General features: G+C 73.6%; 14 protein-coding genes and 2 rRNA genes. 3 read left to right on the top strand and 13 right to left on the bottom strand.

Annotation, left to right across the window (positions count from 1 at the left end):
- Positions 1-2: 2 nt before the first annotated feature.
- The 6 genes from ADL34_RS17885 to ADL34_RS17910 all read right to left on the bottom strand — a co-directional run bounded on the left by ADL34_RS17885 (position 3) and on the right by ADL34_RS17910 (position 6,314).
- Positions 3-1,139, bottom strand: coding sequence for a glycosyltransferase family 4 protein (locus ADL34_RS17885; RefSeq protein ID WP_062670649.1), 1,137 nt, complete (start codon positions 1,137-1,139; stop codon positions 3-5).
- Between the two features lie 433 nt (positions 1,140-1,572).
- The gene (locus ADL34_RS17890) at positions 1,573-2,337 is read right to left on the bottom strand and encodes a hypothetical protein (RefSeq protein ID WP_062670646.1); all 765 of its coding nucleotides are present in this window, start codon (positions 2,335-2,337) and stop codon (positions 1,573-1,575) included.
- Positions 2,338-2,383: 46 nt separating this feature from the next.
- Positions 2,384-4,102, bottom strand: coding sequence for a DNA repair protein RecN (gene recN / locus ADL34_RS17895; RefSeq protein ID WP_062670644.1), 1,719 nt, complete (start codon positions 4,100-4,102; stop codon positions 2,384-2,386).
- Between the two features lie 157 nt (positions 4,103-4,259).
- Positions 4,260-5,165, bottom strand: a complete 906-nt coding sequence (locus ADL34_RS17900; RefSeq protein WP_055622736.1) for an NAD kinase — start codon at positions 5,163-5,165, stop codon at positions 4,260-4,262.
- Positions 5,162-5,977, bottom strand: coding sequence for a TlyA family RNA methyltransferase (locus ADL34_RS17905; RefSeq protein ID WP_062670642.1), 816 nt, complete (start codon positions 5,975-5,977; stop codon positions 5,162-5,164). Before ADL34_RS17905 ends, ADL34_RS17900 begins: the two co-directional genes overlap by 4 nt.
- Positions 5,978-5,984: 7 nt before the next feature.
- Positions 5,985-6,314, bottom strand: coding sequence for a hypothetical protein (locus ADL34_RS17910; RefSeq protein WP_062670640.1), 330 nt, complete (start codon positions 6,312-6,314; stop codon positions 5,985-5,987).
- 42 nt (positions 6,315-6,356) lie between these two features.
- Here ADL34_RS17910 and ADL34_RS17915 point away from each other — a divergent pair, with 42 nt between their 5' ends.
- Positions 6,357-6,704 carry a sterol-binding protein gene (locus tag ADL34_RS17915; RefSeq protein WP_062670638.1) on the top strand — a complete coding sequence of 116 codons (348 nt, stop codon included), beginning with the start codon at positions 6,357-6,359 and terminating at the stop codon, positions 6,702-6,704.
- A gap of 43 nt (positions 6,705-6,747) precedes the next feature.
- Here ADL34_RS17915 and ADL34_RS17920 read toward each other — a convergent pair whose 3' ends face one another.
- The 4 genes from ADL34_RS17920 to ADL34_RS17935 all read right to left on the bottom strand — a co-directional run bounded on the left by ADL34_RS17920 (position 6,748) and on the right by ADL34_RS17935 (position 10,830).
- Positions 6,748-7,626, bottom strand: a complete 879-nt coding sequence (locus tag ADL34_RS17920) for an ABC transporter ATP-binding protein (protein WP_079034319.1) — start codon at positions 7,624-7,626, stop codon at positions 6,748-6,750.
- On the bottom strand, positions 7,623-8,642 hold the full coding sequence (locus ADL34_RS17925) for a FecCD family ABC transporter permease (protein WP_062670904.1): 1,020 nt from the start codon (positions 8,640-8,642) through the stop codon (positions 7,623-7,625). The genes ADL34_RS17920 and ADL34_RS17925 overlap by 4 nt, the downstream gene beginning before the upstream one ends.
- 71 nt (positions 8,643-8,713) lie before the next feature.
- Complete coding sequence (locus tag ADL34_RS17930; protein ID WP_062670635.1) at positions 8,714-9,757, bottom strand: FecCD family ABC transporter permease; 1,044 nt, start codon at positions 9,755-9,757, stop codon at positions 8,714-8,716.
- A gap of 44 nt (positions 9,758-9,801) precedes the next feature.
- Positions 9,802-10,830: an HAD hydrolase-like protein gene (locus tag ADL34_RS17935; protein ID WP_062670633.1), complete on the bottom strand. Its 1,029-nt coding sequence runs from the start codon at positions 10,828-10,830 to the stop codon at positions 9,802-9,804.
- 72 nt (positions 10,831-10,902) lie between these two features.
- Between ADL34_RS17935 and ADL34_RS17940 the strand changes: the two genes are divergently transcribed.
- The gene (locus ADL34_RS17940) at positions 10,903-12,195 is read left to right on the top strand and encodes a DUF1015 family protein (RefSeq protein WP_062670631.1); all 1,293 of its coding nucleotides are present in this window, start codon (positions 10,903-10,905) and stop codon (positions 12,193-12,195) included.
- Between the two features lie 58 nt (positions 12,196-12,253).
- Here the strand turns inward: ADL34_RS17940 and ADL34_RS36395 are convergent, their stop codons facing one another.
- Entirely contained in the window at positions 12,254-13,042 is a 789-nt protein-coding gene (locus ADL34_RS36395) for a tetratricopeptide repeat protein (RefSeq protein ID WP_062670903.1), read from the bottom strand.
- 198 nt (positions 13,043-13,240) lie between these two features.
- Here ADL34_RS36395 and ADL34_RS36400 point away from each other — a divergent pair, with 198 nt between their 5' ends.
- Entirely contained in the window at positions 13,241-14,179 is a 939-nt protein-coding gene (locus ADL34_RS36400) for a hypothetical protein (RefSeq protein WP_199835589.1), read from the top strand.
- A 90-nt stretch (positions 14,180-14,269) separates the two neighbouring features.
- Here the strand turns inward: ADL34_RS36400 and rrf are convergent.
- Positions 14,270-14,386: ribosomal RNA gene (gene rrf / locus ADL34_RS17950) — 5S ribosomal RNA — on the bottom strand.
- 106 nt (positions 14,387-14,492) lie between these two features.
- Positions 14,493-14,569 (bottom strand): 23S ribosomal RNA (locus ADL34_RS17955); the annotation flags it as partial.

Consider the following 14,569-nt stretch of genomic DNA (forward strand, 5'->3'; position numbering starts at 1 on the left):
GTTCAGATCATGGGCCGGGGCTGCGTCAACTCGTCGTAGACGCTGAGCACCTGGGCCACGGTCTCGTCCTCGGTCGGCCAGGTCGCCGCCTGCCGCACCCCGCGCTCCCTGAGCAGCTCCCGGCGGCCGGGATCGCCGAGCAGCCGCACCACGGCGGCGGCGAGGGCGTGCGCGTCGCCGTACGGGACGAGTTCGGCGGCGTCGCCGACGAGTTCGGGCACACCGCCGGCCTCGGTGGCGACGAGCGGCACGCGCGCGTGCAGCGCCTCCTGGGCGAGGAGGGACCGCGCCTCCCAGCGGCTGGGCAGCAGGGCGATGTCGGCGGCGGCGAGCAGGTCGGTCACGTCGTCGCGGCGCCCGATGAGGCGTACGGGCAGGGCCTCCTCCTCGATCCGCTGCTGGAGCGCGGCCCGCAGCGGCCCCTCCCCCGCGATCACGACCAGCGGCGCGGGATCGAGGGCCCGCCAGGCGCGCGCGGCGTCCAGCAGCACGTCGTACCCGCGGTGCCGTTCGAGGGCGCCGACCGCGATCAGCAACGGGCGTCCGGTGGCGCCGAGTTCGGCTCGGGCCTTGGCGGTGAGCCGGTCGGGGTCGTCGCGTTCGGCGGCCCGGCGCGGCCGGGGCAGGGCGACCGCGGCGAGCCGGGCGTCCCGTGCGCCGGTGCGGCGGGCCCGCTCGACCAGGGCGGAGGTGGTGCCGAGCACCACGGAGGCGTTCCTGACGACCCGCCGCTCCAGCAGCCGGACGAGATGGGCGCGGGCGCCCTCTGCGTGGGCCCGGTCGTGCCAGGTGACGACGAGCGGTGTGCGCCGGCCACTCAGCGCGAGGACGCTGCGGAAGGAGGCGTGCAGTCCGTGCGCGTGCACCAGGTCGGCGTCGGCGCAGGCGGCCCGCAGGGCGGCCACCGCGGCGGGGTCGCTGCTGCGGGGCACCTGGACGTGTTCGGCGCCTGCGCCCTTGAAGTCGTAGAGGTGATCGGCCTCCACGGGGGCGCATACGGTGACCCGCACGCCCCGCGCGACCAGCCCCGAGGACAGCGATCGCACATGCGCGCTACTGCCGGCGTTGCCGCCGCCCAGTACCTGCACGGTGCGCAGCGACGACTGGCCGTGCGGTGAGTGGCTGCTCACGGGGGTCACGTGGCCAAGTCTCCTGCTTCGGGTCGGGCAGTCACGAAGAACGTACAGAAGGATCGGGCGGAGGGGGTGTACCGCCTGGATCCCTACGCGTACGACATGTTTACGCCAAGGATGCCAGGACGCGGGGGCGTTCCGGGACCGGCGGGAGGACGGCGGCCGGGCAACGCGGTGCGGTGAGTCACCTGCATGAGTGAGGCGCGTGGCGCACGGTCCACGAACACGCGCGCGTGGCGCACTTTTCGACACCCGGCGTGATCCCGTACGCCGGATCGAGCCTCGTCGGGGATCGCGCCCCCACACCCCGCCGCGCGCCGACCCGGTGCCGACGCCGCCTCAGACCGCGCGCCGACCCGATGCCGACGCCGCCTCAGACCACGCGCCTGCCCGATGCCGACGCCGCCTCGGACCGCCGGCTGCTCGTGCCGACGCCCTCTCAGACCGGGCCCGCGCCCCGCGCGATGGCACTCACCGTGTCGCCGTAGACGGCCGCCGCGACCACCGCGGCGGCGTGGACGGCCAGTCCGGCCCGGCTGTTGCCCGCGACGGCGGCGGCGCCGAGGGCCGCGCCCAGCGCGTGGGCACCGGTGTCGCCGATCATCGCCCGCTCCCCCAGGTCCTCGGGAAGCACGGCCGCGGCGGCCCCCATGGCAGCGGCGGCCATCCCGGCCCCCGGCCCGGCGCGCAGCAGCCCCGGCGCGCCGAGCGCCAGCACCCCCAGGGCGGCCCGACCCGGCCGTACGTCGACCAGGTTCACGGCGTGGGCGGCTCCGGCGATGACCACGCCCGCGAGCAGCCGGTCCAGGGGCCGCTCCTTCAGGAAGGCGCCCGCGACCAGCCCGGCCGCCGATATCCCGGCCAACTTGACCAGACCGCTCGTGACTTCGCCGTCCCGCAGGGCGGACAGATGCGCCCGGAAGCCCCGCCTGGGGTCACCGGCCCCCGCGACGTCGTCGTACGCGCCACAGGCCCCGGCGACGGCCACCGCGAACCCGGCGGCGGGCGACACGCGCGCGGTGCCGAGCGCGGCGGCGAACGCGCAGGCCGGCCCGGCGTGCAGCGTCACGGTCCGGCCCGCGTAGTTCTTCCGCTCCCACCGGTCCGGCCCGCCCGGGGACTTGGCGCGCAACGCGCTCCCGGCGGCCCGGGTGAGGGCCGCGGAGAGGGCGAAGGAGGTGACCCGGCGAGCGCGTTCGATCATGCGGCCAGCCTAGGCCGCACCACTGACAACGCCCCCGCCGGAATCCCTACGCGTCCGCGCGGGCCGTCTCCAGGAGTTCCTCGGCGTGTGCCCGGGCCGTCTCGGAGTCCTCCTGGCCGGCGAGCATCCGGGACAGCTCCTTGATGCGCTCCTCGCCCTCCAGGACCTTCACGCCTGACCGGGTGACGGACCCGTCGTTCGTCTTCTCGACGAGCAGCTGCCGGTCGGCGAACGCGGCGACCTGCGGCAGATGCGTCACGACGACCACCTGGGCGGACTTCGCCAGCCGGGCGAGCCTGCGCCCGATCTCCACGGCCGCCTTGCCGCCGACGCCCGCGTCGACTTCGTCGAACAGGTAGGTCGGCACCGGGTCGGTCCCGGCGAAGACCACCTCGACGGCGAGCATCACGCGCGAGAGCTCACCGCCGGAGGCACCCTTGGCGATCGGGCGGGCCGGCGCCCCGGGGTGCGGGGCGAGCAGCAGCTCGACCTCGTCCGCGCCGGACGGGCCGTAGGCGACGGTGCGTCCGCCGACCTCCACGCCCTCCGGGTCCTCGGTCTGCCGGATCGCGAACGACACGCGCGCGTGCGGCATCGCGAGCGAGGCCAGCTCTGCGGTCACGGCCGCCGCGAACCGCTCCGCGGCCTCGGTGCGCGCGTCCGTCAGGTCCTGGGCGAGCCCGCCCAGCTCGGTGCGGAGCGCGTCCCGCTCGGCGGTCAGCTCGTCGATGCGCTCGTCGTCGCCGTCCAGCTCGGTGAGCCGGCGGCCGCTCTCCTCGGCCCAGGCGAGCACGGCGGCGACGTCCTCGCCGTACTTGCGGGTCAGACCGGTCAGCGCGGCCCGCCGTTCCTCGACGGCCGCCAGCCGCAGCGGGTCGGCGTCCAGGTCGTCGGCGTATCCGGCCAGCTCCCCGGCGACGTCGCCGAGCAGGATGCCGATCTCCCCGATCCGGTCGGCCAGCGCGGACAGCGCCGGGTCGTGCGACCGGACGGCGTCCAGGGCCCGCTGGGCGCCCGCGACGAGCGTCGCCGCGTCGATGCCCTCGGGGTCCTCCGGATTGCCCGCGAGGGCGGCGTGCGCGGCCGTGGCGGCCGACGACAGCGCCTCGGCGTGCCCGAGCCGCTCGGCCTCCTCGGCGAGCTCGGCGTCCTCACCGGCCCGCGGCTCGACCGCGGCGATCTCGTCGAGCCCGAACCGCAGCAGGTCGGCCTCCTGGGCGCGCTCACGCGCGCGCGTGACGATCTCCTCCAGCTCCGTGGAGACCGCCCGCAGCCGCCGGTACGCCTCGCCGTACTTGGCGAGCGGCACGGCGACGGCGTCCCCCGCGTACCGGTCGAGCGCCTGCCGCTGCCGGGTCAGCTTCAGCAGACCCTGCTGGTCGGTCTGCCCGTGCACGGCCACCAGTTCGTCGGCGAGCTCGGCCAGCATCCCCACGGGGACGCTGCGCCCGCCGAGGTGCGCGCGGGAGCGCCCTTCCGCGGAAACGGTACGGCTGATGAGCAGCGCGCCGTCGTCGAGCTCGGCGCCCGCCTCCTCGGCCCGCACGGCGGCCGACGCGTCCGGGGGAACGGTGATCCGTCCCTCCACGACCGCCTTCTCGGCCCCGATCCGCACCAGCGCCGCGTCCGCGCGCCCGCCGAGCAGCAGCCCGAGGCTCGTGACGACCATGGTCTTGCCCGCGCCCGTCTCACCCGTGACGGCGGTGAATCCGGGCGAAAGCTCGACCACCGCGTCGTCGATGACTCCGAGCGACCGTATCCGCATCTCCTCCAACACGGACACGACCTTACGAGGTCCGGGGCCGGGGATGCGACGGGCCCCGGTCCCAGTCCTGTGAAGGTCCAGGTGACGAAAGGGTACGGACCCCACCTTGTCACCCGGGCGAGTGGCGTTTGCCCAGCTCTAGGAGGCAAGACACCCCCTAGTGCGGTGCCCCACGCCACCCGGAGACGGGCAGCGCGAACTTCGCCACCAGCCGGTCCGTGAAGGACGCGTGGTGCAGCCGGGCCAGCCGCACCGGCACCGCGCCGCGCCGCACCTCGACGCGCGCACCCGGCGGCAGCTCCACGGTCCGGCGCCCGTCGCACCACAGGACCCCCGGCGGGATGTGCGGCAGCACCTCCACGGCGAGCACCGAGTCCGGCGAGGTCACCAGCGGTTTCGCGAACAGGGCGTGCGCGCTGATCGGCACCATCAGCAGCGCCTCGACCTCCGGCCACACCACGGGCCCGCCGGCCGAGAAGGCGTACGCCGTCGACCCGGTCGGCGTCGACAGCACGATGCCGTCGCAGCCGAACCCGGTGACCGGCCGTCCGTCGATCTCCAGCACGACCTCGAGCAGCTTCTCGGCGGACACCTTCTGCACGGCCGCCTCGTTCAGGGCCCAGTCGGTGTGCACGATGTCGCCGTTCTGGTGCACGACGACGTCGACGGTCATCCGCTCCTCGACCTCGTACGCCTTGGTCACGACCCGGTCTACGACCTTGTCCAGGTCGTCGCGCTCGGCCTCCGCGAGGAAGCCGACCCGCCCCAGGTTGACGCCCAGCATCGGCACGCCGGACGCCCGCGCGAACTCGGCGCCGCGCAGCAGCGTCCCGTCACCGCCGAGGACGATGAGCAGTTCGCAGCCGTCGAGGCACTGCGGGGTCGCCTCCTTGACGAGTTGCACCTCGTCCGGCAGCGGCAGGTCCTCGGCCTCCGCCTCCAGCACCCGTACGCCGATCCCCGAGCGCAGCAGGCCGCCGACCACGAGTTCGGCGCTGCGGATGGCCGCGGGCCGCCCGGTGTGGGCGAGCAGGAAAACAGTACGAGCTCGGTTCGGTGTCAACGCGGCCCCTCCGCCACTGCACGGTCGATGTCGGCCTGGTCCGGAGCGGGCGCCCCGGCACGCAGCCACAGAAAGTACTCGACGTTCCCGGACGGCCCCGGCAACGGACTGGCGGTGACCCCGTTCACCCCGAGTCCGAGCTCCCACGCCTTGTCGGCCACCGTCCGCACGGCCTCCGCCCGCAGCTGCGGACTCCGTACGACTCCCCCACTGCCCAGCCGTTCCTTCCCCACCTCGAACTGCGGCTTGACCATCATCACCAGATCGGCGTCCGGCTTCACACACCGCACCAGGGCGGGCAGCACCAGGCCGAGCGGGATGAAGGACAGATCTCCGACGACAAGATCCACTGGCTCCCCATCGATCGCGTCGAGCGTCAACTCGCGTACGTTCGTACGGTCCTTGACGGTGACGCGTTCATCGCTCTGCAGAGTCCAGGCCAGTTGTCCGTATCCGACGTCCACGGCGACGACGTGCGCGGCGCCCGCCCGCAGCAGCACATCCGTGAAACCGCCGGTGGACGCGCCGGCGTCCAGGGCCCGCCGGCCCTCCACGACGAGCCCTCGCGGCGCGAACGCCGCCAGCGCGCCGGCCAGCTTGTGCCCGCCCCGGGAGACGTAGTCGGGGTCGCCGTCGTCGGCCAGCACCACGATGGCGGCCGCCGTCTCGACCTGGGTGGCGGGCTTCGTCGCCACGGTCTTGCCGACGGTGACCCGCCCGGCCGCGATCAGCTGGCTGGCGTGCTCGCGCGAGCGCGCCAGCTTGCGGCGGACCAGCTCCGCGTCCAGACGGCGGCGTGCGACTCCTGCCACGTTCGGTTCAGCTCCTGTTTCCATACGGCGGAGAGGGCGCCGGGGGTCCCGGGCGGGCGTCGAGCGCGGTGAGCGCGTCGCGCAGCCCTCGGTGTACATCCTCGTACACCTCGAGGTGCCCGTCGGTCGCGAGGTGGTCGGCGTCACCCAGCCGTTCCAGCCAGGCGTCCACGTCGGCGTTGCCGGTGGGGGTGCGCGGGACGGCCAGCGGGGCGGGAGCGGCCGGGTCGTGCTCGGGTCCGTCCGGGCCGCCCGGCTCCACGGCGTGCGCGGTGTCCGCGGATTCCACGACCGTCTCGTCGACCGGTGTCGGGGCCTCGGGCAGAGAGTCGCTCATGCCCAGACGCTACCGCGAACGGCTGGGGTACCGTCGATCCCGATGGCCACGATCGAGGAGTGCCGCGCAGCACTCGAGAAGCTCTCGGAGTCCATGCAGCGCACCGAGGGGGACGTCCGCGCCGCCGTCGCCCTGGACCGCTCGGTGAGCTGCCACATCACCGACCTGGACGTGACGTTCACCGGCCGGATGAGCGGCGGCCGGATCCACGTCGACCACACCCTTCAGGGCCCGCCCCGCGACAAGGCGCAGATCCGCCTGAGCATGACCGGCGACGACCTGGTCGCCCTGGTCGCCGGCGAGCTGCACTTCGCCAGGGCCTGGGGTACGGGCCGGGTCAAGCTGCACGCGGGCGTGCGCGATCTGCTGCTGCTCAGGAAGCTTCTGTGACGGTGCTTCTGTGACGCTGCTCAGGAAGCTTCCGTGACGGCACTCAGGATGCCTCTGTGACGGCCGCCTTCACACGGGCCTTGCGGGCCGCCGGGACCACCAGCGGCGTACCCGTCTCCGGGTCGTCGATGACCTGACAGCGCAGCCCGAAGACCTCCTCGACCAGAGCGGCCGTGACGACGTCCCCCGGAGCGCCCTCGGCGACGACCCGCCCGTCCCGCAGGGCGATGAGGTGGGTGGCGTACCGGGCAGCGTGGTTGAGGTCGTGGAGCACGGCGACGAGGGTGCGCCCCTGCTCCTCGTGCAGCTCCGCGCACAGGTCCAGCACGTCGATCTGGTGCTGGATGTCCAGATACGTCGTCGGCTCGTCGAGCAGCAGCAGCGGGGTCTGCTGGGCCAGCGCCATGGCGATCCACACGCGCTGGCGCTGACCGCCGGACAGCTCGTCGACGTACCGGTCCGCGAGCTCGGCCACCCCGGTCTGCTCCATGGACTCCCGTACGACCCGCTCGTCCTCCGCCGACCACTGGCGCAGGATGCCCTGGTGCGGGTACCGGCCGCGGCCCACGAGGTCGGCGACCGTGATGCCGTCGGGCGCGATCGACGACTGCGGGAGCAGGCCCAGAGTGCGCGCGACCTTCTTCGGCGGCATCGACTGGATCGCCTTGCCGTCCAGCAGCACCCGCCCCTCGGCCGGCTTGAGCATCCGCGACAGGGCGCGCAGCAGCGTGGACTTGCCGCACGCGTTGGGGCCGACGATCACGGTGAAGGAGTGGTCAGGTATCTCCACCGACAGCTGCTCGGCGATGACCCGCTGGTCGTAGGCGAGGGTGACGTTGTCGGCGGACAGGCGGTTCACTGTGCTCCTTCGGTTGATCGGCCCGTGGATCGCCTCGCTGGCGAGGCCGCTGCCGGCGCTCATATCCGGCCCGCCCTGCGCTCGGTGACCAGCAGCCACAGCAGATACACGCCGCCGAGCACGCCGGTGACCACGCCCACCGCCAGCTGGTCCGCGCCGAAGACCCGCTGGGACGTCCAGTCGGCGGTGACCAGGAGGGTGGCGCCCATGCACAGCGAGGGCAGCAGGTTCGGGCCGGGCGAGCGGGTCAGGCGCCGGGCCAGCTGCGGCGCGGTGAGCGCCACGAAGCTGACCGGTCCGGCGGCGGCGGTGGCGGCCGCGGTGAGCAGCACGGCGGCCAGCATCAGCAGCAGCCGTACCCGCTCCACCCGTACCCCGAGGGCGTACGAGACGTCGTCGCCCATCTCCATCATCCGCAGTGCGCGCCCGTTGCCCAGGACGAGCGGGACGAGCACCGCGCACAGCGCGAGCAGCGGCCAGACCTGCGCCCAGTCCCGGCCGCTGAGGGACCCGGTCATCCAGACCACGGCGCGGGCCGCGTCGACCATGTCCGCCTTGGTCAGCAGATAGCCGTTGACCGCCGTCATGATCGCCGACATGCCGATGCCGACCAGGACCAGCCGGTAGCCGTGCACGCCCCGCTTCCAGGCGAGCAGATAGATGGCCAGGCCGGTCGCGAGCCCGCCGGCGAGGGCTCCGAGGGTGACCTGGCGGGCGTCCCCGGAGACCAGCACGATCACCACGAGCGCCCCGGCCGTGGCGCCCTGGCTGAGCCCGAGGATGTCCGGGCTGCCCAGCGGATTGCGGGACAGCGCCTGGAACAGCGCTCCGCCCAGCCCCAGCGAGGCGCCGACCAGCAGGGCGACCAGGACCCGCGGCAGCCGCATGTCGGTGACGACGAGTTCCTGCCCGGGATTGCCGTCCCCGAGCAGCGTCTTGACCACGTCCCCCGTGCTGATCGGGAACTCTCCGGTGCCGATCAGCAGGACTCCGGCGCCCAGCGCGGCGGCCAGCAGGACGACGACCACGGTCAGCGCCCGCACGTCCAGCCGGACGGAGAGCCCGCCGGGGGTCCGCAGGGCGCGCGAGGCGCGCCGTGGCCGCGCCGGGGCGTCCGCCTCGGCGCGCGGTGCCTGCTTCGATGCGGTGCTCACAGCTGGGCCGTCCTCCGCCGTCGTACGAGAAAGATGAAGACCGGTCCGCCGAGGATCGCGGTGACGATGCCGACCTGGAGCTCCGACGGGCGCGCGACGACCCGGCCGATCACGTCGGCGCCGAGCAGCAGCACGGGCGACAGGACGGCCGCGTACGGCAGGATCCAGCGCAGGTCCGGGCCGGTGAAGGACCGCACCACGTGCGGCACCATCAGCCCGACGAACACGATCGGCCCGCAGGCGGCGGTGGCCGCACCGCACAGCACGGTGGCGGCGAGCATGGACAGCACCCGCGTCCGGTTCAGCCGGGCGCCGAGGGCCCGGGCGGTGTCGTCGCCCATCTCCATCGCGTTGAGCGGCCGGGCCAGGCACAGCGCGAGGACCATGCCGGCGACGAGGAACGGCAGGACCTGCCGGATCGTGGAGTCGGTCGCCGAGGTCAGCGAACCGACCGTCCAGAAGCGCATCTTGTTCAGCGCCGCGTTGTCCAGGATCATCACGGCCTGCAGATAGCCGTACAGGGCGGCGCTGATCGCCGTCCCCGCGAGCGCGAGCCGCACAGGGGTGGCCCCCCGGCTGCCGCCGAGGAACCAGACCAGCGCCCCGACCCCCGCCGCGCCGGCGAACGCGAACCACACATACCCGCTCAGGCTGGTGACGCCGAGAAAGGTGATGGCGGTGACGACCGCGGCGGACGCGCCCGCGTTGATGCCGAGCAGTCCCGGATCGGCCAGCGGGTTGCGCGTGAGGGCCTGCAGGACGGCCCCCGCCAGTCCGAGCGCGGCGCCCGCGAGCAGCCCGAGGAGCGTGCGGGAGATCCGGTCGTCGACGACGACGTCGGCATAGGTGCCCGTGCTCGCGAACAGGCCGTGCCAGACCTCGCCCAGCGACAGCTGTTTCGCGCCGACGGCGATGCTCGTCAGCGCGACGCCCACCAGGATCAGGGCGGAGACCAGCAACCCGACGGCACGCGCGGCCCGTCGGCTCGGTGTCACGGGCACCGACCGGGTGCGCTCTTGAGGAGGACTGTCGACCAACACCCGGTTAGGTTAGCCTACCCTGCCACCGTCGCCCCCGGTCGGCGTCACAGCCCCAGCCGCGCCAGCGCCTTCTCCGCGTCCAGCGTGCACGCGCCGTCCCCGGCCGACGTCCAGGCCGCGGCGCACAGGGCGCGCAGCCCGTCCAAGGCCGCGCCGTCACCGTCGAGTTCCAGCCGCTCGCCGCGCGCCGAGGCCGTCCAGCCGCCGCACCGGAAACCGTCGCCCTCCCCGGTCACCTCCGGCTGCCCGGTGAGCAGCCCCCGCAGATCCGCGTCCACATACGTCGGCCGGTGCTGCGGCGGCGCGGCGAGCAGCTGGGCGCCGTCCGTGACACCGGTCAGCACCAGCAGCGAGTCCACCTCCCCGTTGAACGCGCCCTCGATGTCCGTGTCCAGCCGGTCCCCGACCACCAGCGGGCGCTCGGCACCGGTCCGCAGCACCGTCTCCCGGTGCATCGGGGGCAGTGGCTTGCCCGCCACCTGCGGCTCCGCACCGGTGGCGATCCGCACGACCTCCACCGCCGCGCCGTTGCCCGGAGCGATGCCGCGCGCGCTCGGAATCGTCAGATCCGTGTTCGACGCGAACCACGGCACACCCCGCGCGATCGCGTAGCACGCCTCCGCGAACCGCCCCCAGGGCAGCTCGGGCCCGCCGTACCCCTGCGCCACGGCCGCCGGGTCGTCGTCGGCCGAGTCGACCGGCACGAGACCGCGCTCGCGCAGCGCCACCCGCAGCCCCTCCCCTCCGATCACCAGCACCCGGGCGCCCTCCGGCACCTGCTCACTGATCAGCCGGGCGACCGCCTGCGCGGAGTTGATCACGTCGTCCGCGCCGGTCGGTATGCCCAGCTCCGTCAGATGCGCGGCCACGGTGTCCGGGGTGCGCAGCGCGTTGTTCGTGACGTACGCCAGGTGCATCCCGCCGGTCCTGGCCGCCGCGAGCGAGTCCACGGCGTGCGCGATCGCGTCACCCCCGGCGTACACCACGCCGTCGAGGTCGAGCAGCGCCGTGTCGTACGCCTCGCTCAGCACCCGGCCACTGCTCTCGGGCCTCGTCCTGACGCTCTGGCTCATCCCGCATCGCTCCTCGTTCGACGGCTTTCCCCCGATCATCCCCCATGCCACGGACACCCGTACGATGCCGGGATGAACACAGCAGGTCACCCGGAACCACCGGCGGACCCCGGCCTGGAACTCACCCCGTTCCGCGGCCTCCGCTACGACCCCGACCGGGTCGGCGGTCTGGCGGCCGTGACATCACCGCCGTACGACGTCGTCGTACGGCCCGACGGCCTGCACCACCTCCAGGACGCGGACCCGTTCAACATCGTCCGCCTCATCCTGCCGCAGGCCGACAGCCCCGCCGCCCGCAACGAGCAGGCCGCGAAGACGCTGCGTCACTGGCTGTCCGAAGGCATCCTCAGGGCCGACCCCGAACCCGCCCTCTACGTGTACGAACAGCGCTCCGACGACGGCATGCTCCAACGCGGCGTCATCGGCACCCTGCGCCTGTCGGAGCCCTCCGAGGGGCTCGTCCTGCCGCACGAGGACGTCATGCCGCACGTGGTCGCCGACCGCGCCGCCCTGATGCGCGCCACCTCGGCGAACCTCGAACCCCTGCTCCTCACCTACCGCGGCGACGGCACGGAGACCGACACCACCGCGGTCGTCGAGCGCACGGCCGCCCGGGCGCCCCTGTTCACCACCACCACCGAGGACGGCTACCGCCACCGCCTGTGGGCCCTCACCGACCCCGCCGACCTGGCCCACGTCCGCTCCGACCTGGCCCGCCGGCAGGCCCTGATCGCCGACGGCCACCACCGCTGGGCCACCTATCTGCGGCTGCGGGACGAGCACCCCTCGCCCAGCCCCTGGGACCACGGCCTCGTCCTCCTGGTCGACACGGCCCGCTACCCCCTGCGCGTGCGGGCCATCCACCGGCTCCTGCACGACCTCGCGCCGGCCGACGCCCTGGCCGCCCTCGACGGCCACTTCCGCGTACGCCGCCTCGACGCGCCCCTCGCCGGGGCCCTGGAGCACCTGGCCGACGCGGCCCAGGAGGGCAACGCCTTCCTGCTCGCCGGGGACGGCGCGTTCCACCTCGTCGACCGGCCGGACACCGCCCTGCTGGACCGCACGGTCCCCGGCGACCGCCCGGCGGCCTGGCGCACCCTGGACGCCACCGTCCTGCACGCCACGCTCCTCGCCCACATCTGGCGCATCCCCGAGGACGACCCGGCCCGTATCGCCTACATCCACGACACCGCCGCAACCGTGCGCAAGGCGGAACGCGACGGCGGCACGGCGGTGCTCATGCACCCGGTCCGCGAGGACGTCGTCCGCGACCTCGCCCGCCAGGGCGTGACGATGCCCCGCAAGTCGACGTCGTTCGGCCCGAAACCGGCCTCGGGCCTGGTGCTGCGCGTTCTGGACGTCTGAGAACGCCGAAGGGGCGGGACCCCGGTCGGGATCCCGCCCCTTCTCACACGTCACTCACTCACTCGTCGTCCGTCGGCGCCGCCGCGTCCCCGGCCTCACCCTCGTCCTCGGAGTCGGCCTCACCCTCGTCCTCGGAGTCGGCCTCACCCTCGTCCTCGGACTCGGACTCGTCGAAGGCGTCGACGAACTCGACACCGTCCAGCTCCGCGAGCCGGTCCGACGCGTCCGTGCTGCCGTCCTTGTCGGCCTCCACGGCCTTCGCGAACCACTCACGCGCCTCGCCCTGCCGCCCGGCGGCGAGCAGCGCGTCCGCGTACGCGTACCGCAGTCGCGCCGTCCACGGCTGCACGGAGTTGGACGCGAGCTCCGGGCTCTGCAGCGTCACGATCGCCGCGTCCAGCTGCCCCATGTCACGCCGGGCGCCGGCCGCGACCAGCCGCATCTCCACCTGGCCGGCCTTGTCGAGCTTGTGCACCTCGGGCGCACCGGCCATGTCCAGCGCCTTCTCCGGACGGCCCAGCCCGCGCTCACAGTCGGCCATGAGCGGCCACAGCTCCACGGTGCCGGTCATCCGCCGCGCGGCACGGAACTCCGCCAGCGCCTCCGAGTACTTCTGGTTGGCGTACGCCGCGAAGCCCGCCGCCTCCCGTACGGCCGCGACGCGCGACGCCAGCCGCAGCGCGACCCGCGAGTAGCCGTACGCGCCCTCGGGGTCCTCGTCGATGAGCCGCGCGACCATCACCAGGTTGCGGGCCACGTCCTCGGCGAGCGTCTTCGGCAGGCTCTGGAGCTCCTGCCGCACGTCCTTGTCGATCTCGTCGCCCGTGACGTCCTCGGGGATCGGCAGCCGCTTGATCGGCTCGCGGTCACGGTCCCGCTCGTCACGGAAGCGCCCACCGCCCCGTCGGTCGTCCCTGCGGTCGTCGCGCCGGTCGTCCCTGCGGTCGTCCCGCCCACGGAACCCTCCGGGGCGGCCGCCGCGATCGTCCCGGCGAGGCCCACGGCCACCCCGGTCGTCCCGCCCGCGGAACCCACCACGGTCATCATGCCGGTCGTCGCGGCGGTCGTCCCTGCGGTCGTCGCGGCGGAAGCCACCGCGGTCACCGCCACGGTCACCACGGTCGTCACGACGGTCGTCCCTGCGGAAGCCGCGATCGCGGTCGCCGCCACGGTCACCACGGTCGTCACGGCGGAACCCACGGTCCCGGTCGTCACGGCGGAACCCGCCACGGTCGCCGTCACGGCGGTCATCGCGTCGGTCGTCCCTGCGGTCGTCGCGACGGAAGCCACCGCGGTCACCGCCACGGTCACCACGGTCGTCACGCCGGAACCCACGGTCCCGGTCGTCGTCCCGGCGGAAACCACGGTCCCGGTCCCGGTCGTCCCGGCGGAAACCACGGTCCCGGTCGTCGCCACGGCGGTCGTCCCTGCGGTCGTCACGGCGATCGTCGCGACGGAACCCTCCACGGCTGTCATCCCGCCGGTCGTCCCGTCGGTCGTCACGCCGGTAGGACGGGCGGTCCCCGTCACGACGGAAACCACGGTCCCGGTCGTCGCGGCGCGGTGCGCCCGGCCGGTCGTCACGGCGCGGTGCTCCCGGCCGGTCGTCGCGGCGGAACCCGGGACGCTGCCCACGGTCGCCGTCCCGGCGGTCGTCACGGCGATCGTCGCGACGGTCATCGCGCCGGCCGTAACCGCCGCTGCTCCCACCACGGTTGTCATCACGGCGGAAGCCGCGGTCCCGGTCCCGGTCGTCACGGCGCGGTGCTCCCGGCCGGTCGTCGCGGCGGAACCCGGGACGCTGCCCACGGTCGCCGTCCCGGCGGTCATCCCTGCGGTCGTCACGGCGGTCGTTGTCCCGCCGGAAGCCGCCACGATCACCACGGTCACCTCGGTAACCGCCGCGGTCACCGCGGTCACCACTGTCCCGTCGCCGCTGGTCGCGCTCCGGTCGGTCGTCGGGAGAGTTGGTGGACATGGGTGACTCCTGTCTTCGGTACCACAAGCATTGTAAAAACGAAAGGACCCCTGGTCCCAGCTGAACGCTGGTGACCAGGGGTCCTTCCCAAAGATTGTTCGGCGGTGTCCTACTCTCCCACAGGGTCCCCCCTGCAGTACCATCGGCGCTGTAAGGCTTAGCTTCCGGGTTCGAAATGTAACCGGGCGTTTCCCTCACGCTATGACCACCGAAACCCTAATGGTTTCGAGCGAACAAGCACACTCTGTAGTTATGTGTTCTGCTCAAGAAACCGGCAACGGTCGTTGCCTCAGAACTAACACAGTGGACGCGAGCAACTGAGGACAAGCCCTCGGCCTATTAGTACCGGTCACCTCCACACGTTACCGTGCTTCCAGATCCGGCCTATCAACCCAG

It is taken from the genome of Streptomyces sp. NRRL WC-3605 (genome assembly GCF_001509795.1).
In the GTDB taxonomy this organism is placed as follows: Bacteria; Actinomycetota; Actinomycetes; order Streptomycetales; family Streptomycetaceae; genus Streptomyces; species Streptomyces viridochromogenes.

Bases quoted from the DNA above. Each gene is read 5' to 3' on its own strand.
- ADL34_RS17890 (WP_062670646.1), bottom strand. From the start codon at position 2,337: ATGATCGAACGCGCTCGCCGGGTCACCTCCTTCGCCCTCTCCGCGGCC.
- recN (WP_062670644.1), bottom strand. From the start codon at position 4,102: ATGCGGATACGGTCGCTCGGAGTCATCGACGACGCGGTGGTCGAGCTT.
- ADL34_RS17910 (WP_062670640.1), bottom strand. From the start codon at position 6,314: ATGAGCGACTCTCTGCCCGAGGCCCCGACACCGGTCGACGAGACGGTC.
- ADL34_RS17915 (WP_062670638.1), top strand. From the start codon at position 6,357: ATGGCCACGATCGAGGAGTGCCGCGCAGCACTCGAGAAGCTCTCGGAG.
- ADL34_RS17920 (WP_079034319.1), bottom strand. From the start codon at position 7,626: ATGAGCGCCGGCAGCGGCCTCGCCAGCGAGGCGATCCACGGGCCGATC.
- ADL34_RS17935 (WP_062670633.1), bottom strand. From the start codon at position 10,830: ATGAGCCAGAGCGTCAGGACGAGGCCCGAGAGCAGTGGCCGGGTGCTG.
- ADL34_RS17940 (WP_062670631.1), top strand. From the start codon at position 10,903: ATGAACACAGCAGGTCACCCGGAACCACCGGCGGACCCCGGCCTGGAA.
- ADL34_RS36400 (WP_199835589.1), top strand. From the start codon at position 13,241: ATGCCGGTCGTCGCGGCGGTCGTCCCTGCGGTCGTCGCGGCGGAAGCC.